Source organism: Vagococcus silagei (genome assembly GCF_004795745.1).
GTDB classification, from domain to species: domain Bacteria; phylum Bacillota; class Bacilli; order Lactobacillales; family Vagococcaceae; genus Vagococcus; species Vagococcus silagei.
In genome coordinates this window covers 1-26,833 of the sequence record NZ_SDGV01000021.1, presented here as the reverse complement: position 1 = coordinate 26,833, position 26,833 = coordinate 1, and the positions used below count along the sequence as shown (strand labels likewise).

Here is a 26,833-nt window from a genome sequence, read left to right as displayed (position 1 = left end):
TAATTCTGCTTCCATAGCATTTGCTAACCAATAGCCAATACTACCTTGAGTCATTGCCACACAAGTATCTAATGGCATTGCAGGATTTTTTTCAGAGTTTGCAGCTTGTTGTTGTAATAAAAGGTTACCTACTTGAGGGCCATTTCCGTGAGAAATGATTAATTTATAACCACTCTTAACTAAGTTTACTAAGTGTTTTGATGTTTGGATTAATGCTTCTTGTTGTGCTTGTGCACTTGCATCATCTGATAAAATTGCGTTTCCGCCTAAAGCTACAACGACTTTCTTTTCCATTCTTATTCCTCATTTCATGAATTAATTCCATATAAAAAGCAGCATGTTATGTACATACATATCATGCTGCTTAAATCCTTTACTTCTATACGCGAGGTATAAATAAGTTTCCTAACGTAGCAGCCATAATTGCTTTAATAGAATGCATTCTATTTTCAGCTTCTTCAAACTGACGTCCATACTTACTTCTGAATACTTCATCTGTAATTTCCATTTCAGAAACGCCAAATTTTTCTTCTACCATTTTTCCGTATTCTGTTTCAGTGTCATGGAAAGCTGGTAAACAGTGAAGAACGATTAAGTCGCCTTCTGTGTTACCTGTTTTTTGAAGCATATCCATATTAATTTGGTAAGGTTTTAATAAGTTAACACGTTCTTCGAACTTGTCTTCTTCACCCATTGATACCCAAACGTCTGTGTAAAGAACATTTGCATCTTTAACGCCTTCAGCTACGTCATCAGTAATCATTAACTTGCTTCCTGATTCTTTAGCAAATTTTTCAGCATAAGCTACAACTTCTTCTGTTGGGAATAATTCTTTAGGAGAGCAAATACGAACATTTACACCTAAAATAGCGCCAGTTACTAATAAACTGTTTGCCATGTTGTTACGTCCGTCTCCAACATAAACTAAAGTGATTCCTTCTAAACGACCAAAGTTTTCTTTAACAGTCATGAAGTCAGCAATCATTTGTGTTGGATGCCATTCGTCAGTTAAACCATTCCATACAGGTACGCCTGAGTATTTAGCTAATCCTTCAACAACTTCTTGGCTAAATCCACGGAATTCGATTCCGTCAAACATACTACCTAAAACAATAGCAGTATCTTCAACTGATTCTTTTTTACCTAATTGGATGTCATTTTTACCTAAGAATTCAGGATGAGCACCTAAATCGATTGCTGCTGTTGTAAATGCAGCTCTTGTTCTAGTTGAATTTTTTTCAAATAATAAAGCAATGTTTTTACCTGCTAAATATTTGTGTGGAACACCACGTTTTTTAAGATCTTTTAAATGAATACTGAAGTCTACTAAGTATTCTAATTCTGCTCTTGTAAAATCTTTTTCAGCTAATAAACTACGTCCTTGAAATACTGATGTCATGTTACTATCACTCCTAAATTATAATTAAATTAAATGTCTTCACGAACTAAAGGCATACTCATACATCTTGGACCACCACGGCCACGAACTAATTCACTACCTGGGATGTAGTTTAATTTAACGCCCGCTTCTTCCATTAACTTGTTAGTAATTGGGTTACGGTCATATACTACAACTTCGCCTGGAGCGATTGTTAAAGTGTTAGATCCATCGTTCCATTGTTCTCTAGCTGCAGCAGTAATGTTTGCTCCACCACAACGAACTAATTGAACTTTGTCTAAGTTTAAATATTTACATAAAATATGTTCTAATGTATCTTCTTCACGAACGATGTTTAATCCGTCAGTTCCTTTAGTAATTGAGTAAACTTCTAAGTCTCCTTCAATTTCTGGGTGAATTGAGAATTTATCGTAATCGATCATTGTGAATACTGTATCCAAGTGCATGAATTTACGGTATTCACCGATATTGAAGCCTAAAACAGTCTTGAAGTCTAAACCAGCATCAAAAATATTTTGTGCTAATTTTTCGATTGATGCAGCATCAGTACGTTGAGAAATACCAACAGCTAATACATCTTTAGATAATACTAATTCATCTCCACCTTCAATACGAGTAGTATCTTCACGTGTGTATAATACTGGAACATCTTGTCCGCCAAAACGTGGATGGTGAGCAAAGATATATTCACCATAAATAGTTTCACGGTTACGTGTTTCTGCATACATACGGTTTAATGTTACACCATGTCCCATAGTTGCGAATGGGTCACGTGTGAAGTAAAGGTTAGGCATTGGATCAATTACGAATGGATAGTCAGTTTCTACCATGTCTGTTAAACTATTCATTTCGTATTGAGGTAATTCAACTTTTTGCATTCCTGCCATAGTTTTGTCGATCATTTCACGGTTATCTTTCATACCTAATAACATTTCACGTACTTTTGCTTTAGCAGTTGTACTTCTGATGTTTGCTTCTTCTAAGTATTGATCGATAAATTTAACGCGGATTTCTTCAGTTACTAAAGATTCAGCAGCTAAATCTTCTAAATAAAGAACTTCGATATCTTTTGATCTTAATAGATCTGTAAAACCATCATGTTCTTTTTGTGCTTGTTCAAGATATGGAATATCATCAAACAATAATCTTTCTAGATAATCTGGCATTAAATTTTCTAGTTCTGCACCTGGACGGTGAACTAAAACCGTTTTCAATTTACCAATTTCCGAATTTACATTAATAGGGCGACTCATAATATAAAAAACCTCCTAAAATATTTTATTTACAGACATAGAATAACAAAAATCTAACATCTTATAGCGTGCTAATTAACATAATATATGATAAGTATTCAGCATTATTCTGTTTAGTGAATAAAATACTCATGATTTTGAATGAAAGGTTCATTTAATTAGCTATTACACTAATATATATACCGTTTTCATAAAAAATATTCACATTTTTATATTGTCTGTTACTCAGTGAACAAGAACGGACGAATATATTTGTTCACATCATCAGCCCTTTCCTTACTATCAGATAAGATTAAAATAGTGTCATCCCCGGCAATACAACCAACTATATCCGTATTACGGCTGCGAACACTATCAAGTAAAACACCTATCACTTGTCCATTACCAGGAAGAACTGTTAACACATTTATAAATTCAATTTGCGTTAATCCCACACCTGTCTCAGATATTGCTTTAATTAATCTTTCCTCATCTGTAATTTGTTTCATACCTAATACAGAATTATTTAATGTTCGATAAAATGACTTACCTTGACTATCGTGATGTTTAATAATATTTAGTTCACGAATATCTCTCGATACAGTCGCTTGTGTCGCATCCACACCTTCTGCTTTCAATAACTCTAATAATTCACTTTGTCTCGTAATTTCATTTTCTAAAATTAATCTTTTAATAATTGCCTGTCTCTTTTTTTTATTCATTTTATTTTCCTCCATTATTCAATAAAATTTAATGATTCATCTTTCAACCAATTGTACAAAGGAATATGAGGTAACTTTTTATTATTTTCCTTCTCTTTAAAATAAAACTCAATTCGATCAATTCGATTCCCTTTTTTAGCTTTTACCTTCTTTATTATAAATGGATCAAAATACTGAGATAATTCTTTTTCTATCGGTTGTAATATTTTTTGAGTAATATGTGTCATTCGATAACTCTTTGGAACATCTAACAATTCTCTAAATTCTGTAACCTTAACTGTGTAAAAACCAGTATTTTTAAATTGCTTCAATAAACGATACATTGTTTTAGAATAACTTGAAGATAACCTTGTAAACTCTCTCAATTCAAACTGAGTAAATTCATTAGTTAATTCATTTAATATATACTCCAGTTCTGGTTGTACAGATATTTCAACATATTTTTTTTTAGGATTAATTCTAAATTTTGTAAATAGAACAAATTTATCTATCGTACCATCGTCATCTTCAACTCTATATTTTAATTCCAACATTTTGTCATAGACACTCTCTAAATCTTTAACAAAATGTTGTGTCGCAGTCATTCGATAATCACTTAACCCTTTCAAATCTTCAAAACTAAAACGAACAATAGAAGTATTCGTATTTTTCATCTTTGCACAAATTGAAAAAAAAAGATCCATTTCTTTAGCGTTAAACTTACGCATAGATACAGTATTTAATTCATTTTTATATTTTACGGTTAACTCATTCATTCACTCATTAACCCCCTTCAAAAAAAGAATATCAAAGATAGTATCTATAGGCAACAAATATTACAGACAGTGTCTATATACAGATAAAATAGTGTCCTTACCCAGATAAAATGGTGTCCTTACTCAGATAAAACAGTGTCCTTACCCCATTGCAGCTCTTACTCTCCCAAGGGATACAAGCCACCTAAAAGGGTTTGAAAAAGGTTTAAAAAGATTTTAAAAATAAATATATATACCTAAATTATTCATATTCAGATAAAAAATATACATAGAATCAATCATTATACATGATTTTTTATCAAAAGAGGTTTGTTAACATAATGAAAGATTATACCGACTTAAAAAATAAAAAAGCTTTCAATCGATTGAAAGCTTTTAATAGTAGTCTTTAGCTGAATAAAAATAGATAGTTTCATTTTCTACTTTATAGATTAATCGATGTTCGTCTGTAATTCTACGCGACCATTTACCTGATAAATCATGTTTCAAAGGTTCTGGTTTTCCTATACCTGAAAAAGGGGTACGATCAATATCTTTAATCAATTTATTGATTTTTTTGATATTACTTTTGTTATCTTGTTCATGCCAGTAGATGTAATCATTCCAAGCATCATCTGACCATTCTTTAATCATCTAATTCAACCTCAATTAATTCACGATTAGTAAAGTTACCTTCTGAAAATTGTCTGTCTCCTCTACGAATCTTATCCATAACATAGTCATTTGATAATACTCTAAGTGTTTCTTGCATAGAGTCATAATCTCTTTTGGATAACACAACTACTGTATCCTCAACGTCTGTTGTAGTTACAATCAATGCATCAGCATCATCATTAACTTGTTTCATATAACTTCTTAAATTTTTTCTGAAATTAGAATAAGCAACAGCTTCCATAATGATTCCCCCCCTTTATTAATCTTCTATATTTATTGTACAATAAATATAGTGTTGAGGTTTTGTTAACATAAATCAAATTATACTAAGCCGATTTATTGAATTTTATTAAATAGTATTAAGGCTATTTTTTATTAATAGAAAAAGATAATCCTGTTCCTAAAAAGACGGCTAGATAAATAAAAACCCAATAAAAAATTTTTAGTGTAGATGAGGTGATAAATTTAAAAATTCGTTCCACTAAAAAAGGTAAAAAGCACAATAGAATTCCTAAAAATACCTGAAAGCATAGAAACCATTTATTATTTGGTGAAACATTTTGTGTTAATGCCTGTACAATTAATAATATTGAAAAAAATAGTCCAAAAAAAATAGTAAAGAAAAAAATTCTTTTGTCTCTTTTATTTAAATTTTTTATAATGAACACCTCTTTCTTTAATAACTTAATTATACTTGAATTTTTAATTAATTTGGTTATAGACAGATATTTAGTTATTAGTATTAACATAATGTGGCATTACGATATGCTAAATAATCATGATATGATTAGAAATAAAAGGCTAAAATATGAAAATAACCTTAGAGAATAGACCTAAAAATAGGCAAATAATTGTATCAGAAATTTTAAAAGACTTACCAGAATGATTTGGTATGGACGATTCTATTGCTGAATATATATAATTCAGCAAAATATCCACTATGGGTAGCAAAAAAAGACTTCAAATTTTGAGGTCTTTTATTTATATATTTCGCTACGATGACCAATTTCTAAAATTAGGATAGTTATAGTTTTATCATCTATGTTTGCTAATAAACGATAATCACCGATTCTATATCGCCATTGACCACTTTTATTTCCTACTAAACTTTTTCCGTGAACTCTAGGAGAATCAGTTCCTTCTAAGTTTTTAGAAATCCAAGATAGTATAAGTCTAACTTGATGTTTATCCATTTTTTTTAATGATTTTTGTGCATTTTTTTCATATCGAACAGTATATTTTTTATCCATTATAATCCTAATTCTAGAAGCATATCTTGATGTGAGATACTTTCGTCATTTAATTCATGGGCTCTCATTGCTTTTTCATATAAAACCATATCAATTTGATCTTCTAATCCTTCTAATAATTTAGTTCTAGCTAGTTCTGATAAACTTAAACCATTTAAATCAGCCATAGATTGAATGAATGACTTTTCCTCATCAGTAACTCTAAATGTAACGGTACTCATATGAAAACCTCCTTGTATACATTTGTTTTACAATCTTATTGTATTACAAATGTATACAAGGAGTCAAATTTATAATACTTGGCATATATTAAGTTAATTTTAAATATTTAGGTAGCATAATAGCCAAAGTTATATAAATAAGCAATGCACCAGGTAAAAAGAAAAGAATTCTAAAAATATTTGAAGATATTTCCCCAAATTTATCTAACCCACCATATACTCCAGTAATCATTTTGTCAGTAATTGATTTTCTTAGAAAGCGTATTTAAATCATCCTTCCTACTTACTTTGTTTAATATAATGTGGCATTATGCTTGATTGAATCCAAAAGTTGATATAGTCATGATATACTTATAAATAAAAAATCAAGGAGGAATAACATGAGTAAAAAAATTCCAAAATTAAATTCAAATCTCAGAAAAGATATTGTTCGTGGACCTAAAGTAATAGAAGAGGCATCAGGAATAGAACTATTTGGTAAAAATATTAAAAAAATAATTTTTACTACTGATGTTGCAGTAATTGCTAATTGTGATGCAGATGCCGTACTTGCTGTATATCCTTGGACTCCCAACACTCGTATTTTAGAAGCAATTAGTTCTGTTGCACCAATACCTATTTTAGCGGGAATTGGAGGAGGTACTACTAAAGGGCTTAGGTCTGTTACAGTAGGACGTTTTGCTGAAGAAATGGGAGTAAATGGAGTTATATTAAATTCTCCTACAACATATGAAACTATAGGTGTTGTTAGAAAAGGTCTAGATGTTCCTATATTTTATACTGTAGTTAATAAAAAAGTTGATTTAAGAAAATTAATCAAGTTTGGAGTAAATGCTTTTAATGTTGCTGCAGGAGCTAAAACGAGTGATGTAGTATTATGGATACGAAAAGAATTAGAAGAAGATCACCCTGACTTTCCAATTATTGCTTCAGGAGGAAAAACTGAAGAATCTATATTTAATACAATTCAATCAGGAGCTAATGCAATTACATATTCTGCTAATAATTTGACTGCTAATATTTTCAGAGAAAAGATGAAAAGTTATCGAGAAGAGTGCTAAATAGTGTTTTGTCTGATAATTTAATATTCTTATGTTATAACAAATTTTAAAGCTCCCGGAATAATTCTGAGAGCTTTAAATATTTTGTAAGGTAAAATTATCTGTTTTTTCTCTTAAAAGCGTAAAAGTTAACAAAAACCACGTTATACAAAGTGTTTTTTTTAAATCTGGAAGCATAATAGCCAAGATTATGTAAATAAGTAGCGCGCCAGGTAAAAAGAAAAGAACTCTAAAAATATTTGAAGATATTCCGAAAAATTCACCTAATCCGCCACATACTCCAGCAATCATTTTGTCAGTGTTTGATTTTCTTAGACTTCCCATTTAAATCACCTTTCCTACTTAGCTTATTTAACACTCATATTTTAACATGAACTTAATTTAAGATAAAAGTTTAACATAATGTGGCATTATACCAAGTTGAAAATACCTTTAGAAATGTATCTGAAGGTGTTTTATTATTTTGCAAAAAAATTAGAAATAAAGTATAATGTAATTACTAAGTAATTACTGGTAAGTGGATGGAGGGAATTATATGATTACAAAAACAAGACAACAGGGAAATTCTATTATGCTTACAGTTCCTAAAGAATTTGATGTTCCTAATGGTGTTGAAGTAGAAGCTAAACTTGTAGAGAATGGTATATTTTATGAGTTTGTAGAACCTAGAAAAGAGTTCTTTGATTTCAGCGAAGATATTTTGTCTGATATTCTTTCAGAAGGTTATAGCAAGCAAGATATATTAAAAGAATTTAAAAATAGAAAAAGTAAGTTAACTTCTGCATTTAGATCTATTGCTGAAGACACTGTTTCTAATTCTAAACCTATGACAAAAGAGGAGTTCGCGACAGAAATTGGCTTATGAGATTATACCTTCAAAACATGTAGTAAAATATCTTAAAAAATTAAAAGAGAAACCTTTGAAAGAAAAATTCTTAGCTATAATTTATGATGAAATAGCTGTTAATCCACATTCGGGAGAGCAGAAAACAGGCGACTTGTCAGGTATTTGGGCAATGGGATTTAAATACGCAGGTACAACTTATAGAGTTGCTTATGAAATTAAAGATAATACAGTAATTCCTGTTTTGTTATGCGGAACACACGAAAATTTTTATGAGCAATTAAAAAAGATTAGGTAGATTCCTAATCTTTTTTTGTATTTGATTTACATAATGTAGCATTATACCAAGTTGAATAATAAATCCATTTCTTTTAGATGTAGAGTAGATTTAACGAGATTCTACAACAGATAGGTAGCTATTTACCCCTTAACAAATCATAATATAGTTATAGATAAGGAGGTCATCTAATGGAAATCAATGAGAAAATAAAACAGTACAGAAAAGAACAAAAGTGGACGCAAAAAGAACTTTCAGAGAAGTTGAATGTTTCTGATAAAACTATTTCAAGTTGGGAAACAGGTAGAACGTATCCAGATTTGGATAGCTTAATTGAGTTGGCTGATTTATTCGAAATATCTTTAGATGAACTAATAAGGGGAGATAAGAAAATGATTAAGACTTTAGATGAAAAAATAAAAAGAGGAAATTATGTCTTACCAATAGCAATTGTTAGTTTAATTGCTATTGCACTAGTTACTTATATCTCATTGTCGCCTAATGGTTTTTCTGCAACAATAATGTTTTTCTTGAGTAATGCATTGATGATAGCTTTAATTGTTTTTGTATTAAAAATATTGTTCAATATTTCAAAAAAATAGTTATTTAACGGTTAGGTAGACATAATCTTTTATTATACCAAGTTGTAGAGTTACCAACGGATTCAGCAACCTATATTGTGAATCCTAAATGGGCTACTTAAAAAATAAAGGACAAAAAGCTTATTTTACTATTTTCTAAACATTATTCCCTTGTGAATTTTAAAAGTCAGTAAATAAACTTTTTGTTTTTTTATTTCGCTCCTCTTTCAATCCCAAACCTCTCTCGATACCGCTTAAACGTCCTCCGATTGATCCCTGTCAGCTGTTCAATCTCTTTCTCCGTATTACCCTCACGATACAAAGCGAAGGCGTGCTGAAGCTTAGGATCATTCTCCTGGTATTTCAGTTGACCGCCTTTAAACTTGCCTTTCTTTTTCGCTATCTCAATCCCCTGTTGCTGCCGTTCACGAATTCTCATACGTTCAGACTCTGCTTGATATTTATACAATTCAATCACCAAATTATTAATCAACCGTCTTAAATTTTCATCTTCAATTCCAGACATTGACGGTAAATTTAAAACCTCCAAAGTCGCGCCTTTTTGTTGAATTTGATTCATGATACTTGTCAAATCCTGATTATTTCTCCCCAAACGATCCAATTCTGTTACGACCACAATATCCCCTTCACGAATATACGCCAACATAGCTTTTAATTCAGGCCTCTCCACTGATTGCCCACTCACTTTATCCGCAAAAATTTTAGACGCGCCCTGAAGCAACTCAATCTGTCTATCTAGATTTTGCTCTCTTGTACTGACACGTGCATACCCAATTTTACTCATAAATAGTCTCCTTATTGTCTTTTTTTAAATATCCAATTGCGCAACTTAGATGTCTTCTTGTTTTCTCTCTTCATTATAAATAAAAAAATCAGCTTAAACAACTGATACTACAGTCATTTAAGCTGATTAATATTTAAATAGATGTCCCTTAAATATTCAAGACAACAGAGTATACTTACTTTGCTTAGACAAAAATAAAATTTTTCCACTAAAATTATAAATATAAACTGATAAATAAGTGTTTATATCACTACGAATTTATATTTTTCAGTATGTATTTTCTTTAAGAAGACATTCACTAAAAACTCCGTAAATTATACTAAATATTAGTAATAATAGTGAAATTAAAATCAAAGGGATAGACGAACGTACATAAAAATTTATTAATATAAAGAAAAGAAAGAAACATATAAAAAAACTAGTACTGTATAAGTAAAAAATAAAATGTCGTTTATCCCAAATATTTTTATTATGAAAAATTTTATAAAGTAATAATCCCAAAATTCCTAGATAGCAAAATGTATGTTTTTTCATGTAGATTCACTCCCTTCCTAATATAAAAATGAATTATTGATAGTACCAGTAATGATATCCATACGCTTGATAAACAAACACACGTCCATGATGATAAAATGTTCCAGGAGTTACAAGACCGATTATAGAGCCAACAAGCCATCCAGGTAGTCCCCCAAGCGCAGCTGTTACTCCACTTATCCCTATTTTTGCTATTTGATTTAGGTGGTACTTACTTATGTAAACTTTATAGTTTCCAGATAAAACATTACCTGTTATTTTAGTGACCCCAGGAGCTCCCATAGGTATTGGAACATTCTCATCGGAAAAGAGTTGTGGAGTTGAAAAACTTGAATCTGCAATAAGTTTGTTTAAATTTTCATCTGATAAAACAATTTCAAATTCATTTCCATCAATTGTCACCTCATAATATGGAGAATTTTTAAAGAAATCAAGATCAATATCTTCAAATTGATTTTCACTAACACTGTTTTCAAAACTACCATTACTTGCAATAACTAAAGTAGAACTCATTAATAAAGGAGAAAATCCAATTCCTGCAACTAAAGCTAATGTTATTATTTTCTTTTTCATAAAAAAACATTCCTTTCTAATAATTTTAATATTAATTTACTAATTGTAACGTTCCTGTAAATTCAAATTCTGCAAGATAATATCTATTGTGTACTACTCTTAAGTTTTTATATTTTCCATTATGAGTAATCCAGCCCTGATATTTTCGGCCATTTCTATATTGAACAAACCATCTAGATTTTTCATAATTATAAAGTGGATAACCTTTTGTAATCCAAGCTGAATATCTTACTGAATTTGGAGCTGAAAACAAGTTAAGGTCTTCAAACTTCTCTGACACAATTACTTCTTCATTTTCCATTAAGCCAATACTACTTGTTGGATAAAAATTTTCCGTTGTTACAAAGTTAGAAGGCATATTACTTGCAGAAACTTTTTCAGAAGATAACAGTGTCGTTCCTAAAAAAAAACTTAATAAGCTTAAACTAATATAAATTGACTTCTTCATTTTATTAACCACCTCTCGCATATATGTTATTTATTAACTATATGATACAATTAAATTGTACACATTAACCATAAATGTCGAAATAAGATAAATACTTATCATATTCGGTTAACATCAAAAAGTAAGAGACCAAATATGATGTCATATTTGGTCTCTTACTTTTATTTTTAGGAGGCGATATTTATTCTTTTTATATATATTAGCTTTTCTCACACTCTCAAAATTGCATTATCTTATCTTATTATTGATGATACTTTAAAAATAAATAAGATAAAATTATCTTTATTCATTATATTTATTGGAATATCACTAAGCATTAGTTCTATTTATCCTTTAGCAGATAACTTTTTTTTATTTCTATTTTTACTATTTTTAAACTTAATTAATAATGACATCGATAATTTTTTAAAAGATTTGATAAAAATAGAGATTCCTTTTTTCATAGTTTACACAGTGAGCTTCATTGACCAACAATTTAATATAGGGTTAATTAATGATTCTAACACTTTCTTTTACTTTACCTTTTCAGAATTATTATCATATAGTTTAATTATACTAATTAGTTTATTTTTTTTAAAAGTATTATTACCATGGTTAACATCAAAAAAAATACTGAACATATTAACAATATCTACAGTACCGCTATTTTGTATTTATCAAATTCAACAATTTTTACTCTATTCAGATTCATTACAATTAATTGTAGTTTTAAGTATATCCATGTTATTAATGCTTTTATTTTTAATTATAATTTTTAATAACATTAAAAATTATCAAAATTTAAAACAAGAAAACGAAAAAAAGAAAATAGAAATCGAATATCTTATTAAATATACTGACGAAACTCAAAAAAACTATCAAGAATTAAGAAGATTTAAACACGATTATCTTAATATTCTATTATCGCTTGAATACTTTATTCAGCAAAAAGATTTCTCAAAACTAGAAGAATATTACTACTCTAAAATAAAAAAAACCGGTCAACAGCTAACCACAGAATCTAACGAAATTAAAATCTTAGAAAACATTGAATCAGAAGAGGTTAAAAGTATTTTTATGATGAAACTATTAGTTGCACGTCAAAAAAATATTACTTTTTCTATTGAAATTCCAGAGAAAATAGCCAACTCTACTTCTGTAAATATTGTTATTCTAATAAGAATATTAGGAATAATACTAGACAACGCTATTGAGGCTGTAGAAAATGACAAAAATGGTAAAATTGAAATCGGAATATTCTTAATGACTAACGCTACATTATTCGTCATTAAAAATACTTTAAAAGAACATATTCCACCTCTACATCAACTTAAACAAGAAGGTTTTTCAACAAAAGGTCCAAATAGAGGATTAGGATTAACAAACATAGACAACTTATCACAAAAAGAAGAATATCTAACAATAAATACTAAAATCAGTGATTCTTGGTTTACCCAAGAGCTATTCATACAAAACGAGGGATATTAAATGTTAAAAATATTTATTTGTGAAGATGATTTGGGACAATTAAAACACTTAGAAAAAATAATAAAAAATTACATCATGATTGAAGACTATTTTATGGAATTTACATTAGCCTCAACAAATCCATATGAAATAATCAGCTATCTAGATTCCCATGAAAATATCCGTGGTGTCTATTTTTTAGACGTTGATTTAAAAACAGAAATTAATGGTATCCAATTAGGTGCAAAAATTAGAGAAAAAGATCAAGATGGAAAAATTATCTTTGTTACTACAAGAGCAGAAATGCAACATTTAACTTTTCAATATCGAATAGAAGCTTTAGATTATATCATTAAAGATCAACCTGAAATAATGCAACACAAAATCCATGAATGTTTAAAAATAGCAGATAAACACTATCGATCCACAGACAAAATAGAGAAAGACCGAATTAAACTGAAAATAAACAACCAAATTAAAGTTTTTTTATTGCAAGATATTTTATTTTTTGAAACAACAGCCATACCACGAAAAATAAAACTACACCTATTTAACGAAGAACTAGAATTTTATGGTGTTTTAAATGATATTGAAACATTATCAGATAACTTTATTCGAATACATCAATCATTCATCATCAATAAACAAAACATAAAAGAAATTAATAACAAAGAAAAACAAATCACAATGATTAATGGTGAGATTTGTTATTCATCAAGAAGAGGATTAAAAATACTAAAAAAAATATAGGAGGAAACAAAAATGAAACTAAAAAAAATATTATTTACAACAAGTTTATTATTTATTACTTTAAACTTAAGTATTACTACATTTGCTGCAACTACATCACCTAGCAATTCTTCACAAATAAAACTACAAAATACTGCTAGTCGTGGACCAAGACTTATATTCAATTTTAAAAATTATCCACCTAAAACATACAAAGGTTTAAACCTAATCTTAGTAAGAAAAACACCCAATGGCTATTCTGGAATTTATCAATAAATAATAAAGTGTTCATATATTCAACAAATTTCTAAATCCATACTAAACCCACATCGCCATGCTTCCAGTTGCTACTCACTCTCTAGCACTATTTCGCTATAAGATATAACGAGTCTAAAGCCTCGGTTGTAGCCTGTGGCTACCTGCTAAAGCAGCCGTTTTCTAAGGAAAACTCTCGCCAAAACCGTGTTGCTATCGCAACTGGCTCACAACTATATACATTTTCTTTAAAAACTTAAACAAAAAGCTTGACTGTAATAGGGTTTTCAACTGACAGAATGGCGTTTGGCTGGTGTTGAGCATAGTTGTACCCTAGTCTGACGGTTAAAAATTTTTCATTTTAACTATCGAACTAGAGTACAACTGTGAGGTTTTGACGTCATGTGCCGTCCGGAGCCACTATCACATATCCTATCAGCCGGTGCTGATCTCTCAACACATCCAAAACCCTCTTAAAATACGCCCTAAGAGCTTTATTCTGGACTACTATGCAAACGCATCGTATTACCACCCTCGCCGTTCAAATTGGTCGCGACCACCTTTCAGGACAATAGAGGATAGGATAACTCTATTGTTTGTCCCTAAGTAAATTTATTGAAGTGGCTCACTACACCTGTCTCTTTCATTGCAATTCAATGCCTGCAGTTTGTCCTCTACAGTGTTAAAAAGATATCCTTTTTGATTACACATGCTCCACATGATATAATCGGCTTATTAGTAAATTTCGCAACTTACTTTTTTGTCTACAGATTGCCGTCTGTGGACTCTTTTTTTTATTCAATTGTTTGATTCTCTTTGCTTTTGGGTCGTTAGGATTTACCCTAACCGTCTGCAAGACACATAATAGTTAATTCAATTGTTACTAAAAATTTAGGACGATAGAATGACTTCAGTTGTTGCATAACAACCTATGTTCATTAATTATTTCTTTTTCCTTAATTGCCCCCATCATAACAAGTTATATTACTGAAATATATAGCTTTTTTAAACCTCTATAAATCTATAAATCTATAACCTTATAAATCTATAAATCTATAAATCTATAACTTTATAAATCTATAAATCTATAAATCTATAGATTTATAACCACTTGATACATACGGGGTTAGAGGACTAAATATTTTATCTATAACTTTATAAATCTATAAATCTATAAATCTATAACCTTATAAATCTATAGATTTATAAATCTATAAATCTATAGAGGTTTTGATTCGTCTATATTCTTCGTAAAATCCATGATATACTATTTATAAATCTATAGAAAACATGAGGTGGATTGGGAATGGCATATAAGATTACGTATTCAAATTTTAAAGGTGGTACTGGTAAAACAACCAATAGTACAATGATGGGTTATCACTTAGCAGAAAAAGGATTTAAGACATTACTGATTGATTTAGATCCCCAAGCAAATGCAACGGCTCTTTATTCACTGACACGACAAAATCAAACTGGTGAGGTGATGACGTTTGATAAAACGTTGATGTCTGCAATTGCTGATGACGATGTTGAAAGTATTATCACACCAATCAAAGAAAATCTTTATCTCTTACCAAGTTTTGCTGATTTAACCTCTTATCCTTTGTTTCTAGAAAAAAAGTTTCCTAATGATCTTAGCAAACGTTCAACCTATTTTTCTGAAATTGTGGCACACTTTGAAGCTAATTTTGATTATATTCTTTTTGATGTTCCGCCAACATTGTCAACTTTTACTGATTCAGCTGTTTTAGCTTCAGACTACATTGTAATTGTCTTGCAAACACAAGAACGATCATTTATTGGTGCCGATGCTTTTATTAAATATTTACAAGAACTCATGGGGTCTTATCAAACCAATTTTGATATCCTTGGTATTTTACCTGTCTTACAAAAAAATAATGCCATCGTTGATAAATCTGTTTTGAAAAATGCGACCGAGTCTTTTGGTAAAGAGAATATGTTTAAGACGGTCATCAAAAATATGGAACGTTTGAAACGTTACGACATGACAGGTATCATTGATCCAAAAGTAAGTGATAAATTTGATGTACACGATAAAAATGTTCATGCGTTGTACAGTAAGGTAACGGACGAATTAATTGAAAGGATTGAAAGATAATGACAACAAACAAACCTAAATCTAATCTTCTAAATCCAAGTACACCTGCGCAACCAACACAAACATATAATCGTGAAAAGATATATTCTGTGTCTGAACCTGAAATTAAAAATGATAAAGTAGCCAGCCAAAAATCACCCCGTGGTAAAAGAACATCTATTAGTTGCTTTCAAGATACTAAAAATAGTTTACAAGCTCTAATTACCATCATGGATACGAAAAGCGTTGATGAAGTGGTTGAAAATTTGGTTGATTCTTATTTGGACTTATTATCTGAAGAAGAAGCATATGAATATCGTTTAATCCGTAAATCCCTTGATAAACGTACAATCAGAAAATAATCACTTGTCCCAGACAAGCTTTCTGGTGCATTCAAATTTGTTTCACTGATTAACTAACTTATCATTGCTTGTAAAAAATAATGGTCACTATACATAAAAAGAAAGTCTAGCTAATTCGGACTTTCTTTTTATTTTTTCGTTAAATCAATCTGCCAATTAGGTATAGTGATTTCAGTTAAATCAACACGAGCGGATTGAGTATAATAGGCAGTCATATTGATACTTTTATGGCCTAGAAAAGCTTTAATTACTTCTAGTGGTACACCCGACTCGAGTAGTTTGGTCGCAAACGTATGCCTAATCAGATGACAACAGCATTTGATCCCCGTGTCATTCGCAAAGTTTGTCATATGACGTTGTAAGGTACGTTTCGACATACGAAAGGCAGGTAATGACGTAATATCCAGATCCTCCAAATAGATCTGAATGATTCCTGCAATCTCCTGGTCTAAAATTGGAATTTGGCGATCACTCTGCCATTTTGCCTCTGTAATAGAAATGAATAAATAATTATCTTTGATGAAAAAATCACTTTTTTTTAAGTGGGTAATTTCACCCACACGTGCGCCAGTCGCCATCATTAAGAGAAAGGCACAGCGCACGTTAGGTTGAAATTGATCGATGTAGTCACGGAAGCATTTTAAATCATCATCTGATAAGCGTTCAATCCGTTGGACTTTTGGTGTCATTTGTAGGGTCTGGACGACTGGATTATATGGCAGCTTTCCATTGACAATCAAGAAGTTGTAATAGCAATGAACGGTTGAGAGAATCTGATTCACGCGACGGTTTGATAGATTTTCAGATAATAAGTAATCTCTGAAGGTTACCATGTCACGTGTTTGAAGTTTGATAGCCTCTAGCTTTTGTACTTTGAGGTACCTTTCAAATTTGTCCAATCGTCTTTTGTACTCGTCTATGGTGCTAATGGCTTTGCCTTCCTTAGCTAAGTGTTCTAAAAACGATTGGATCACGTTAACACTTCCTTTACTTTTTTGGCACAAATTTAAAAATTTGTCGTATATGGAATAAGAAATTTGTTAGTTGTTAGTCTTTTTGATGCGACATGATAATTGTAGAAAGTTTTGCTATCGCCTGTGTGAGGTCATCTAATTTACTTTCGACTCTGACTAAAAGAAAGATAGAAACTGCAACCGCAAAAGTTTCTTGATTAAAGAATTTCAAAATATCGCTCATGGCTGAAAATCAAATTCTGTTACCGTGACACCTGGTTCGGTTGTTACATTTAAGATATCTCCGATATTCTCCCCACAGAATTTGCATAAATCAAGCGAACCAACTAATAATTCTTGCGTTTTCGCATCATAAACACTGAGTTTAAAAAAATTATCTTTTACCTTGTTACAGATGTCACATTTTTTATAGACACTTTGAGCTAAGGATTCGATTTTCATGGCATTTTTTTTCATAATCAAGCCCCGTCTTTCTATTTTTATGAAATCGTGACGATTTCACTCACTTCAGTTCTAACGATTTTTGCTTTATATGGTCTTACAGAAGTCCAATCCGTTACATATTGACTATCAGCGATACGCGTCATAATCGCTTCAATCTCTTCTTTGGTTAAATCAGCTCGTGGATTTGCAAGTTTAATACGTCGTATCTTGTTTCCGAAATCTTTAAATTCCATTTGTAGTACTTCAGTCAACTCTTTATCATCCATTTAGATGCTCCTTTCTAATTTTAACGATAAGCATAGGTTTCAATTCGATGTAATTTTCCAATTGGCTGATCTTGTAGTTTAAGAATATCTCGTGTAATTTCATAAGACGTCTTGCGATCAAGTAATATATTAATATTATGGAAGTTTACTTTTTTAGTTTTTCCTTCACCAGTTAAGTCATCCAAATATCCACCAATTGAAAGCGTGTCTTGATATTCGTTTTCGAGTAACGTATGAACCTTATCTTTCAATGCTGTTGCTTCAGGCATCTGATTTCCTCCTTCTTTATTTTTGTAAAAAAGTCCTTTAATACAATTTCATTGTAAACGCTTTTATGTGATTTAACAACACTAATTTGTTATTTTAACTAGTTATTTTTATTAGTTTATTAACCGTGTAAGATAGTTATGTTGTTATTATTTTTTTGGTTTATCGTATTTTTTGCTTTTTATATTTATAATAAAATGTTTGTTTTTTTATTTTATGTTTATTATAGGTTTTTAAGGTGATGATAAAGAGGGTGAATCCCTCTTATATTCCCCGCGCTTAATTTGAACTTAGCTTGCCAACATAAAAAGCCCAATCGCAATTGTGCGACGGGGCTTTTTGTGGTGAGTCTACGAGCCAAAGCTGATGAGCGGAAAGGTCAGAGGCCGGTGAATTTTATTTAGATTATAGCGAATAACACTGATAAAATCATATAAATCACTTTCTCGTAGTTTTTCTTAGACTGATATATTAATTGATATAAACAAAATACAGACATAAATTTTGTCAAACCATATGACCAATTATTATTAAATATTAGTCCAGAAGCTACAATCAAGATAATGATTATTAATGATCCTAACTTAAAGTATTGTGTTTTAGTCATCTTCATCATCTCCTTATATAATTATAGGAGTATCAATTAAAATTTATGTTATTCTATGCGCAATAGAACCTTTAGGTCAAGCTACAATTAGAAGAGTAACTTCTCCTGCTACAACTCCTACACCACTACCGAGTATTGAAATAATCGCAGTTAAACCAGAATGTAAGCATCAAATAAGTGATAACTTTTATAGTTGATAATCAACTATACCGTTTCCATATTAAATAATTTGATTCCCTTGATTATCAATAATTGTTATGATTTCTTCTTGTTTATCACTAGTAGATATTGCAGAGTACAATATTACTTTTTTCATGATAAGTTCGCTTTTTCTTAGCATTCTAAATAGTGTCATATAAGTAATTAAACTATTTAAAAAATTTTACAATAAGTTTAATCATAGAACGTTTGACCGTATTTCTAATCTATACCATTTAAAATTGGTTAAATGTAGCTTTATATCTATTATTATAAAAGCGGAATGTTTTGCCATGTGCAATATATCCCTCACTCCAAGATGCGATTAAAGAAGCAATTCCACCTGCTACGGCTACTGCGCCAGTACCAAGTACTGAAATAACTGTAGCCGCTGTTGCTCCAGCACGTAAGCACCAAATAAGTGACGATTTAGATATTTGATAATCAACTACGCCGTTTCCATGTCGAATAATTCGGTTCACTCCTGGAGCACTAGCGATTGTTGGACTACTAAAAGCTAAAGCATCTTTTTCATCAATAAGCCCCTCATGTAAAAGAATTTGTTTCACTTGATCATCAGTAATGGTTGTGATTTCTACACCATTAACCACTTCTGTACTCACACCTATTTCCTTTCGAAATTCATCTAAATCTTGAGATAAAGTGACTTTTTCTTGTATAACATTAGTAGATATTACATTGTCATTGTTCGTTGCTTCGGCAAAAACTATTCCAGAAGGAACAACAGCGGCAGATAATAGTATCATTGTTGAGTATAATATTATTTTATTTTTCATGATAAACTCTCCTTTTTTATTGTAAGTATCCTGAGTAATACCAAGTATATGTCCAATACGTTTTGTCTAATACTGAACTTTGAAAATATAATGTTCCTTTGTAAGTTCTACCATTTGACTTTACAGTACACGGCTTAGTGCTTGGTCCGATACGGTGGATTTGTCCTGAAAAAGATCGAGTGACATTAATTCCATCAAATCTATTAGACGGTGTTGATAACATGATTGTCGTTACCAAATTATTATCAGAATCATAATCTAAAAATGTTTCTTGAATTTGACCATCTACTTTTTCAGATGCGGATACGATATTTCCACCAAAAGCACCTAATAACACAACACCAACACCAACTAAAATAGTATTTCGTATGTTCTTTTTCATTCTAATTGCCTCCGTTCTATTTTTTATAATTTAATAATAATATAGAAAGATATTAAAAGTTAACTTTTGTCCAAAAATACAGCTTCTTGAGCATAATCGTGAAAAAATAAGCAGATACAAACGATTTAGATATCAAAACCGTTTGTATCTGCTTATTACAAATTCGTATTTAAATATACGTTCCTATATAACCTGTCTTTGTTTTTGTAACCACAATTAATGTCAAGCCTTTATAAGTCTTTGGAGGATAATTTTTAAAAGTAAAGTTATGATAAATAGCCCTATTATTTATAACTGGACGTATCTCAACAGCAGAAACAGTTGTATTTAGCATAAACCCTACACCCATGAATAAAACTAAACTCACTAACAATTTCTTTTTCATAACACACACGCTCCTCTTAGTTATAATAAGTCTTTAATTAATTTTAATCCTCTAAATGAAATTAAACAAGTATCATCATTTGACATAACAATAATTTTATTTTTTGAATCGACAGCTTTAATATTTTTTTTATTCACAACAAAGGATTTATGTACTCGAATAAAGTGTTCCGATAATTCACTTATCTCACTTAATGATCCGTATACTTCTATCGCACCATTTTTTAAATGTAGATTTATCTTATGTGCTGTATGTGCAGTTTCGAAAAATAATATCTCTTCAATCAAAAAAATCCTAATCTGATTATTAATTTTTATTTTTATTCGATCAGGTTCATCCTCTTTATTTACCGTATAATATTCATTTGCTAATCTTAAACACTCATGAACTTTAGTCATAATTAATTCTGGTTGATCTTTAATGATATAATCTAAAGCTTCGACTTTATACTGAAAAGTCAGACTTAACAATTCACTATGAGTGGTAATGAATATAATCTTAGCATCAGGATCTTTTTTTCGAATAATGGATCCTAATTGTACCCCATTTAACTTCTTTTCTAAGTCAATATCAAGAAAATAGATGCCATTGACTCTCGTTGTGTTTTCTAAAAAGTCAATGATTTCATCAGGCTCATCGGTAGATAATAATATTCTCATATCATAATCTTCAATCATCACATTTTTATTAATGATATTTTCCAATCGTTTTAGTTGATTACTATCATCTTCACATATAAAAATCGATTGCATTTATTTACCCTTCTTTTTTAATCATTATTTTTTGAATAAAACTATTCTGCTTAACTTCTGTCTCTAGTATTAAATCCTCTTCTTTTTTAGATAATTCATCTAAATTAAACAAACCTAACCCTCTATTTTTACCCTTAGTTGAAAAACCTTTTTCTTTCAAAATATGTAAAGGTTTGATATCATCTGAAATTGAATTTTTAACAATAAATAAATAATACATCTCCATATCAAAAACTCCTATTTCGAGTAATCCTTCAGATTGCTTTGTCAACTCTTCAATACTATTATCCAAAATAATTCCTAGCATTCTCACCAAAGATGTTGAGCTTACCCGTAATTCTGTGGAAATTTCATCCTGAATTTCAATAGAAAGGTTTATTTTTTTCTCACTAGCCTCCATAATTTTTATTGCTAATATACTTTTTAAAGAATTAATTTTAATTTTATCTAAACTATAAAAATACTTATTAGTTTGTCTTATCATATTGTTTGTTGGCCTAATAGTCTCTAAGTAATAATTTTCCAATCCTGTATAATCTTTAATATTAATAAAATAATCCAAAGATGAAAGAATATTTATATAATCATGTTTGAATTTTCTTAACTCATCATACTGTTTTGTTATTTCATTCGAATATTTTTCCAAATAATCATTTTCAATTTCTTGTTGTATTACCCTGACTTCCAATACTTCCTTTTTATGTGTAAATTCTATTAAAATATATATTAATAGCAGAAAAGAGAGACCAACAATAATTATCACCTTTTGTGATACCTCAAGATATTTTTGTATTAAAAAAAATTCGAAAATTAAAACCGAAAATAATAAAAATATTGACGTAAGCTTTTCGAGTCTTTTTTCTATAATGTAGGGTACATAATATTTACTAACCAAATAACTAATAAAACCTATTAATAGATATAAAAAAATTTCTAGTAAAACAAATAAATAAAAAGTCTTTTTTTCATTATCATTAGACATATACATCATTTTTTCTAATGGTGTTACACTTACATTGATTATAATAGGAATAAAAAAAGACAATAAAATAATTAACATATTTTCAAAAATATTTTTGCGTCCATTCTCATTTATACTAAATAAAAACATACTTAAAAATAAAATTAGATTACTAATCAATGTTTGATTTAACATGAACAATCCAATAAATAGAAATACAAAGAAAAAGAAAATTACTTTTTTTAATTTAAAAAACGATTTTTCCATAATAGAGTATGAAACGATAATTTTTATTAATAAAGATAAGCTTAAATAAATTAACATATATCAACACTTCCACAATTATTAATTTATATTTTTTAGACATTAAATATACAGCTTTGTATAAACTATGTTAAACATATTAAATAATGATGTTTAATATAGTTTACATTAAATTGATACAAAATTAAAGATTTCAAAAATAGCTTTTAGTTTAAAATAAACAAATGAGCATTTTTATTCCATTCTCTCTTATTTTTCAACCCCATACCGCTTAAACGTCCTCCGATTGATCCCTGTTAGCTGTTTCTATATTCAACTCGAACGCGTGCTGAAGCTTGGGATCATTCTCCTGGTATTTTAACCACCCACCTTTAAATTTACCTTTCTTTTTCGCAATCGCAATCACCAAATTATTAATCAAACGTCTCAAATTTTCGTCCTTAATCCCAGACATTGACGGTAAATATCTTAATAAAATTTTTTTGTTACAGTATCATCAAATATCTTTCATACTTTTAAAACGAGTCCATCATAAATAATTCAAATTTTTTATCTATTATATAAGCATACCAACAAAACAACCCTAACAAACTTTTTCATTTTATTTACTCCTCCAAAGTAAATAAACAACTCCTTTTTTCTCCTGGTAACTCCAGGAGTTTTTTTTTACATTTTATCTGGCGATTGAACACCTAATAGACGTAAGCTTTCTTTAATGACAACTGAAGTTGCATAAACAAGCGCTAAACGAGCAGGTTGTTTTTCATCTTCTGCTAAAATTTTATGTTTAGAATAATAACGGTTGAATTTTTGAGCTAATTCAATTACGTATTTAGCGATTACAGAAGGCTCATACTTAATTGAAGCCTCTTTTACTTTATTTGGGAAATTATTTAATGTTTTAACAACTTCCCATGAATCAACATCATCTAATGAAAGTGGTACATTTTGATCAAGTGTCCAATTTGCTTTAGCAAGGATACTTTCACATCTAGAACGCGTGTATTGAACGTAAGGTCCTGTTTCACCTTCAAATTGAATGATTTCATCTAAGTTAAAGTCAAATGAATTTAAGCGGTCATTTTTTAAATCGTGGAAGATTACAGCACCAATACCTACTTGGTGTGCTACTTCATCTTTATTTTCTAAAGTAGGATTTTTTTCTTCAATTTGTGATCTTACTGAAGATACAGCTTCATTTAAAACTTCTTCTAGTAAGATTACTTTACCTTTACGTGTTGAAAGTTTTTGACCACCTTGTGTAATCAATCCGAAAGGTACATGGTGAATGTTATCTGACCAGTCATGTCCCATTTCTTTTAGCACAGCTTTTAATTGTTTAAAGTGAATAGCTTGTTCATTACCTACTACGTAAAGTGCTTGTACGAAGTCATAATTTTCAATACGATAGAATGCTGAAGCTAAATCACGTGTTAAGTATAATGTCGCACCATCTGATTTTCTAATTAAAGCAGGGTTTAAGTCATATTTATCAAGGTTAACAATATCGGCACCTTTATCCGCAACTAACAGGTCTTGATCTTCAAGCATTTTAACAACGCGATCCATCTTGTCATTGTAGAATGATTCACCGTTGTAAGAATCAAATGAAATACCTAACATATCATAAATACGTTGGAATTCTTTAAGAGATTCTTCACGGAACCATTTCCAAAGTTCAACGGCTTCTTCGTCACCGTCTTCAAGTTTTTTGAACCATTCACGGCCTTGTTCTTCTAATTCTGGATCTGTTTCAGCGACTTCATGGAAATGAACATAAAGTTCTAATAATTCATGAATAGGATTAGCTTTAACTGCCTCTTCATTACCCCATTTTTTATAAGCAACGATTAATTTACCAAATTGAGTACCCCAGTCACCAATATAATTGATTTTAATTGGGTTATAGCCCATTTTTTCAAAAATTTCTGAAATAGAGTTACCAATAACAGTTGAACGTAAATGGCCCATTGAGATTGGTTTGGCAATATTAGGTGATGATAAATCGATTGGCACGCCACGATGTTGTCCTTCGTCACTATCACCATAGTGATTTTTTTCTTCTAAAATGACTTTTAAAACATCTTTTGACACATTTTCTTTAATTAAAAAGAAGTTTAAGTAACCACCAACAGGCACAACTTTTTCATAATTTTCACTATTGAATTTTTCAGCAAGATCTTCAGCAATCATATTCGGTGCTTTGCGATAAACTTTTGCTAATGAAAAGACAGGAAACGAATAATCACCATGAGTGCTATCTTTTGGAACTTCTAATAAATTATAAATTTGTTCATAATTTAAATCCTCTGATAAAATATGTTCTAAATCAAGTGCAATTTGTTTTTTTAAATCCATACATATACCTCCTAAGGTTAGTTTAATAATAAAAAAATCGCCCCTTATTATGTTTCCATAATAAGAGACGAATGTTATATCCGCGGTGCCACTCTTGTTACTGGTTATTAATCAGCCACTTTATATTATTTAATTTCGATAATTACAAGTAGCTGCGATTCCCTAAAGTTTATATATTTGGCTTTCACTTTTCCAAACTCGCTAAGATATAGGTCATAACTTGTAGGTACTTAATCCACTTTCATGTATTATATCAAAGCTTATCTAAAAATTCTAGCTAAAGATTAACATTGAACCAATTAAGATAGCTAAGTTGATTAAACCAATGATAATAATTGGTTTAGCCATGAATTTTGTCCATGTTGAGTAGTTAACACGTGAAATTTGAAGTCCACCCATAACAACACCTGATGTTGGTGTAATTAAGTTGATTAAACCACAACCTGAAGCAAAGATGATAACCATTACGTCTGGACTTAAACCAACTTCTTTAGCTAAAGCACCCATGATTGGAATTGAAACATATGCTAAACCTGAAGTAGATGGGATTAAGAATGATAGTAATAAGTATAAGATATACGCACCAATAACAAATGCTACTGCTGGTAATGTTTTAAGTAATCCTGAAGCACGATCTAGAATAAATAAGTCTAAATGAGTTGCTTGCATTAATACAGCAGCTCCACGAGCAACAACAATGATCAATACAACAGATAACATATCTGCAGCTCCAGCTACGAATGTATCGATGATTTCTTTTTCTGGGAAACGGTTAGCAACAGCAATAATAATTGCCATAATGAAGAACCAAATTGCTAAGTCACCAAAGTACCAATCTCCAAAGCTGTTACCAGTGATTACAGCTGTCCAGCCTTCAAAGATATTAATTCCAAATTCACCCCAAGGAATTAATGAAACTACCATTACTAAGAAACAAGATGCAAATAAACCAAGAATTAATTTGTGTTTAGATGTAAATTCTAATTCTTCAGCACCTTCTTGGCCAAAGTATTTTTCCATATCTTCTTGTTCTTGAAGAGATAGAATTGTAGAACCTTTATCTTTTTGTACTTTTTTAGCATATCCTGTTACTAAGAAAATACAGTAAATTGTAGTAGCAATCCAAATAACAGCACCAACAAGCATGATAGTACCAGCATCTGGTTTAATGTCGATACTCTTCAAAGCATCCATTGCAGCTCCAGTAGAGAATGGGTTTACTGTAGAACCGATAACCCCTGCACCAGATCCTAAAAGAACCGTACCGACAGCAACAATTGTATCAAAACCTGCAGCAACTAAAGTAGCAGTTAATAATGTATAGAATGGAATTGTTTCTTCAGCCATACCATAAGTAGAACCACCTAGAGAGAATAATGACATTAAAACTACAATGATCATAATTTCGCGGCCTTTTTGTTTTTTAACAACGTTTTGAATTCCGGCTTCTAAAGCGCCAGTTTGAGTCACAATATTTAAGAATCCACCTAATACAAGGATGAAGATACTAATATCAACAGCTTGTTGAAATCCGTGGAATGGAGACATAATAATATCTGATAATTTCGCACCAACTACGTGGTCAACCATTTTGCCATCAATTTCTGTTGGCGCAAATCCTTGACCGTTTAAAAGAATAGTAATAATACCTAATACAAAAATAATAATGAATAATATACTAAACGAGGATAGCTCTTTTTTTTCTTTCTTTTCTTTTGCCATTTTAAAATATGCATAACGTTTGAATTTTGTTATGCTACTCCTTTCTGTAAGACCAGATTTTTTTAATCAGCCAAGATATCAGCAAAGAATTTCGTATTTAAAAATGTTAATTTTTTACGATTATAGTTAATCTTCTTATCTTTCACTAGATTCTTAATCACACTACTCGCCGTTTCACGTGTTGTGCCACTGGCACGAGCGATGTCA

The 26,833-nt window shown here is 30.3% G+C and carries 35 protein-coding genes and 1 pseudogene; 9 read left to right on the top strand and 27 right to left on the bottom strand.

Features of this window, described 5'->3' with window-relative positions; translation table 11 throughout:
• The 10 genes from ESZ54_RS09680 to ESZ54_RS12850 all read right to left on the bottom strand — a co-directional run.
• Positions 1–294 (bottom strand): amino acid kinase family protein (locus ESZ54_RS09680; RefSeq protein ID WP_476718463.1); only part of this gene is annotated, 294 nt, incomplete at its 3' end.
• Positions 295–379: 85 nt separating this feature from the next.
• Complete coding sequence (argF, locus tag ESZ54_RS09675; RefSeq protein ID WP_136137477.1) at positions 380–1,399, bottom strand: ornithine carbamoyltransferase; 1,020 nt, start codon at positions 1,397–1,399, stop codon at positions 380–382.
• A 29-nt stretch (positions 1,400–1,428) separates the two neighbouring features.
• Positions 1,429–2,652 carry an arginine deiminase gene (gene arcA / locus ESZ54_RS09670; RefSeq protein ID WP_136137476.1) on the bottom strand — a complete coding sequence of 408 codons (1,224 nt, stop codon included), beginning with the start codon at positions 2,650–2,652 and terminating at the stop codon, positions 1,429–1,431.
• A gap of 221 nt (positions 2,653–2,873) precedes the next feature.
• On the bottom strand, positions 2,874–3,353 hold the full coding sequence (locus ESZ54_RS09665) for an arginine repressor (protein ID WP_136137475.1): 480 nt from the start codon (positions 3,351–3,353) through the stop codon (positions 2,874–2,876).
• Positions 3,354–3,367: 14 nt separating this feature from the next.
• Positions 3,368–4,108 (bottom strand): replication initiation protein, encoded by a 741-nt coding sequence (locus tag ESZ54_RS09660; protein ID WP_136137474.1) that lies wholly within the window; start codon positions 4,106–4,108, stop codon positions 3,368–3,370.
• A gap of 375 nt (positions 4,109–4,483) precedes the next feature.
• Positions 4,484–4,741 carry a Txe/YoeB family addiction module toxin gene (locus ESZ54_RS09655; RefSeq protein WP_136137473.1) on the bottom strand — a complete coding sequence of 86 codons (258 nt, stop codon included), beginning with the start codon at positions 4,739–4,741 and terminating at the stop codon, positions 4,484–4,486.
• A complete protein-coding gene (locus tag ESZ54_RS09650; protein ID WP_136137472.1) occupies positions 4,734–5,003 on the bottom strand; it encodes a type II toxin-antitoxin system Phd/YefM family antitoxin in 270 nt (89 codons plus the stop codon). The genes ESZ54_RS09655 and ESZ54_RS09650 overlap by 8 nt, the downstream gene beginning before the upstream one ends.
• Before the next feature lie 736 nt (positions 5,004–5,739).
• Positions 5,740–6,012, bottom strand: a complete 273-nt coding sequence (locus ESZ54_RS09645) for a type II toxin-antitoxin system RelE family toxin (protein WP_136137471.1) — start codon at positions 6,010–6,012, stop codon at positions 5,740–5,742.
• Positions 6,012–6,233 (bottom strand): type II toxin-antitoxin system RelB family antitoxin, encoded by a 222-nt coding sequence (gene relB / locus ESZ54_RS09640; RefSeq protein ID WP_136137470.1) that lies wholly within the window; start codon positions 6,231–6,233, stop codon positions 6,012–6,014. Before relB ends, ESZ54_RS09645 begins: the two co-directional genes overlap by 1 nt.
• An 88-nt stretch (positions 6,234–6,321) precedes the next feature.
• A complete protein-coding gene (locus ESZ54_RS12850) occupies positions 6,322–6,477 on the bottom strand; it encodes a PspC domain-containing protein (protein ID WP_420824364.1) in 156 nt (51 codons plus the stop codon).
• A 136-nt stretch (positions 6,478–6,613) separates the two neighbouring features.
• Here ESZ54_RS12850 and ESZ54_RS09630 point away from each other — a divergent pair, with 136 nt between their 5' ends.
• Positions 6,614–7,294: a hydrolase gene (locus tag ESZ54_RS09630; RefSeq protein WP_136137468.1), complete on the top strand. Its 681-nt coding sequence runs from the start codon at positions 6,614–6,616 to the stop codon at positions 7,292–7,294.
• Positions 7,295–7,369: 75 nt separating this feature from the next.
• On the opposite strand, the gene ESZ54_RS09625 is transcribed toward ESZ54_RS09630, so the two are convergent.
• Entirely contained in the window at positions 7,370–7,618 is a 249-nt protein-coding gene (locus tag ESZ54_RS09625; RefSeq protein ID WP_136137467.1) for a PspC domain-containing protein, read from the bottom strand.
• Positions 7,619–7,829: 211 nt separating this feature from the next.
• Between ESZ54_RS09625 and ESZ54_RS09620 the strand changes: the two genes are divergently transcribed.
• From ESZ54_RS09620 to ESZ54_RS09610, 3 genes are all read left to right on the top strand, one after another.
• Entirely contained in the window at positions 7,830–8,159 is a 330-nt protein-coding gene (locus ESZ54_RS09620; protein ID WP_136137466.1) for an AbrB/MazE/SpoVT family DNA-binding domain-containing protein, read from the top strand.
• Positions 8,149–8,436 (top strand): type II toxin-antitoxin system RelE/ParE family toxin, encoded by a 288-nt coding sequence (locus tag ESZ54_RS09615; RefSeq protein ID WP_136137465.1) that lies wholly within the window; start codon positions 8,149–8,151, stop codon positions 8,434–8,436. The genes ESZ54_RS09620 and ESZ54_RS09615 overlap by 11 nt, the downstream gene beginning before the upstream one ends.
• A 170-nt stretch (positions 8,437–8,606) precedes the next feature.
• A complete protein-coding gene (locus ESZ54_RS09610; protein WP_136137464.1) occupies positions 8,607–9,017 on the top strand; it encodes a helix-turn-helix domain-containing protein in 411 nt (136 codons plus the stop codon).
• A 190-nt stretch (positions 9,018–9,207) separates the two neighbouring features.
• Here ESZ54_RS09610 and ESZ54_RS09605 read toward each other — a convergent pair whose 3' ends face one another.
• From ESZ54_RS09605 to ESZ54_RS09595, 3 genes are all read right to left on the bottom strand, one after another.
• Complete coding sequence (locus ESZ54_RS09605) at positions 9,208–9,801, bottom strand: recombinase family protein (protein WP_136137463.1); 594 nt, start codon at positions 9,799–9,801, stop codon at positions 9,208–9,210.
• A 567-nt stretch (positions 9,802–10,368) separates the two neighbouring features.
• On the bottom strand, positions 10,369–10,908 hold the full coding sequence (locus ESZ54_RS09600) for a hypothetical protein (protein WP_136137462.1): 540 nt from the start codon (positions 10,906–10,908) through the stop codon (positions 10,369–10,371).
• A 31-nt stretch (positions 10,909–10,939) separates the two neighbouring features.
• The gene (locus tag ESZ54_RS09595; protein ID WP_136137461.1) at positions 10,940–11,356 is read right to left on the bottom strand and encodes a hypothetical protein; all 417 of its coding nucleotides are present in this window, start codon (positions 11,354–11,356) and stop codon (positions 10,940–10,942) included.
• A gap of 720 nt (positions 11,357–12,076) precedes the next feature.
• Between ESZ54_RS09595 and ESZ54_RS09590 the strand changes: the two genes are divergently transcribed.
• The 5 genes from ESZ54_RS09590 (at position 12,077) to ESZ54_RS09570 (ending at position 16,249) form a co-directional block, all read left to right on the top strand.
• Positions 12,077–12,823 (top strand): GHKL domain-containing protein, encoded by a 747-nt coding sequence (locus tag ESZ54_RS09590; protein WP_204249541.1) that lies wholly within the window; start codon positions 12,077–12,079, stop codon positions 12,821–12,823.
• A complete protein-coding gene (locus ESZ54_RS09585) occupies positions 12,824–13,552 on the top strand; it encodes a LytR/AlgR family response regulator transcription factor (protein ID WP_136137459.1) in 729 nt (242 codons plus the stop codon).
• Between the two features lie 12 nt (positions 13,553–13,564).
• The gene (locus tag ESZ54_RS09580) at positions 13,565–13,807 is read left to right on the top strand and encodes a hypothetical protein (protein ID WP_136137458.1); all 243 of its coding nucleotides are present in this window, start codon (positions 13,565–13,567) and stop codon (positions 13,805–13,807) included.
• Between the two features lie 1,285 nt (positions 13,808–15,092).
• Positions 15,093–15,908, top strand: a complete 816-nt coding sequence (locus tag ESZ54_RS09575; RefSeq protein WP_136137457.1) for a ParA family protein — start codon at positions 15,093–15,095, stop codon at positions 15,906–15,908.
• On the top strand, positions 15,908–16,249 hold the full coding sequence (locus ESZ54_RS09570) for a DUF5388 domain-containing protein (RefSeq protein ID WP_136137456.1): 342 nt from the start codon (positions 15,908–15,910) through the stop codon (positions 16,247–16,249). Before ESZ54_RS09575 ends, ESZ54_RS09570 begins: the two co-directional genes overlap by 1 nt.
• A 128-nt stretch (positions 16,250–16,377) precedes the next feature.
• On the opposite strand, the gene ESZ54_RS09565 is transcribed toward ESZ54_RS09570, so the two are convergent.
• From ESZ54_RS09565 to ESZ54_RS09505, 13 genes and pseudogenes are all read right to left on the bottom strand, one after another.
• Positions 16,378–17,223, bottom strand: coding sequence for a tyrosine-type recombinase/integrase (locus ESZ54_RS09565; RefSeq protein WP_136137455.1), 846 nt, complete (start codon positions 17,221–17,223; stop codon positions 16,378–16,380).
• A gap of 73 nt (positions 17,224–17,296) precedes the next feature.
• Positions 17,297–17,446, bottom strand: coding sequence for a YvrJ family protein (locus ESZ54_RS09560; RefSeq protein ID WP_136137454.1), 150 nt, complete (start codon positions 17,444–17,446; stop codon positions 17,297–17,299).
• On the bottom strand, positions 17,443–17,679 hold the full coding sequence (locus tag ESZ54_RS09555) for a hypothetical protein (RefSeq protein ID WP_239433792.1): 237 nt from the start codon (positions 17,677–17,679) through the stop codon (positions 17,443–17,445). The genes ESZ54_RS09560 and ESZ54_RS09555 overlap by 4 nt, the downstream gene beginning before the upstream one ends.
• 23 nt (positions 17,680–17,702) lie before the next feature.
• Positions 17,703–17,933 carry a DUF2922 domain-containing protein gene (locus ESZ54_RS09550; RefSeq protein WP_136137453.1) on the bottom strand — a complete coding sequence of 77 codons (231 nt, stop codon included), beginning with the start codon at positions 17,931–17,933 and terminating at the stop codon, positions 17,703–17,705.
• A 20-nt stretch (positions 17,934–17,953) separates the two neighbouring features.
• Positions 17,954–18,202 carry a hypothetical protein gene (locus ESZ54_RS09545; RefSeq protein WP_136137452.1) on the bottom strand — a complete coding sequence of 83 codons (249 nt, stop codon included), beginning with the start codon at positions 18,200–18,202 and terminating at the stop codon, positions 17,954–17,956.
• Positions 18,203–19,241: 1,039 nt separating this feature from the next.
• The gene (locus tag ESZ54_RS09540) at positions 19,242–19,802 is read right to left on the bottom strand and encodes a hypothetical protein (protein ID WP_136137451.1); all 561 of its coding nucleotides are present in this window, start codon (positions 19,800–19,802) and stop codon (positions 19,242–19,244) included.
• A 16-nt stretch (positions 19,803–19,818) separates the two neighbouring features.
• Positions 19,819–20,184 (bottom strand): hypothetical protein, encoded by a 366-nt coding sequence (locus tag ESZ54_RS09535; protein WP_136137450.1) that lies wholly within the window; start codon positions 20,182–20,184, stop codon positions 19,819–19,821.
• Between the two features lie 169 nt (positions 20,185–20,353).
• Positions 20,354–20,569, bottom strand: a complete 216-nt coding sequence (locus tag ESZ54_RS09530) for a hypothetical protein (protein ID WP_136137449.1) — start codon at positions 20,567–20,569, stop codon at positions 20,354–20,356.
• A 20-nt stretch (positions 20,570–20,589) separates the two neighbouring features.
• Complete coding sequence (locus ESZ54_RS09525; protein ID WP_136137448.1) at positions 20,590–21,321, bottom strand: LytR/AlgR family response regulator transcription factor; 732 nt, start codon at positions 21,319–21,321, stop codon at positions 20,590–20,592.
• 4 nt (positions 21,322–21,325) lie between these two features.
• The gene (locus tag ESZ54_RS09520; protein ID WP_136137447.1) at positions 21,326–22,606 is read right to left on the bottom strand and encodes a sensor histidine kinase; all 1,281 of its coding nucleotides are present in this window, start codon (positions 22,604–22,606) and stop codon (positions 21,326–21,328) included.
• A 189-nt stretch (positions 22,607–22,795) separates the two neighbouring features.
• Positions 22,796–23,009: pseudogene (locus tag ESZ54_RS09515) on the bottom strand (recombinase family protein); the annotation flags it as partial.
• Positions 23,010–23,212: 203 nt separating this feature from the next.
• On the bottom strand, positions 23,213–24,904 hold the full coding sequence (argS, locus tag ESZ54_RS09510; RefSeq protein ID WP_136137446.1) for an arginine--tRNA ligase: 1,692 nt from the start codon (positions 24,902–24,904) through the stop codon (positions 23,213–23,215).
• Between the two features lie 273 nt (positions 24,905–25,177).
• Positions 25,178–26,626 (bottom strand): YfcC family protein, encoded by a 1,449-nt coding sequence (locus tag ESZ54_RS09505; RefSeq protein ID WP_136137445.1) that lies wholly within the window; start codon positions 26,624–26,626, stop codon positions 25,178–25,180.
• Positions 26,627–26,833: the final 207 nt, after the last annotated feature.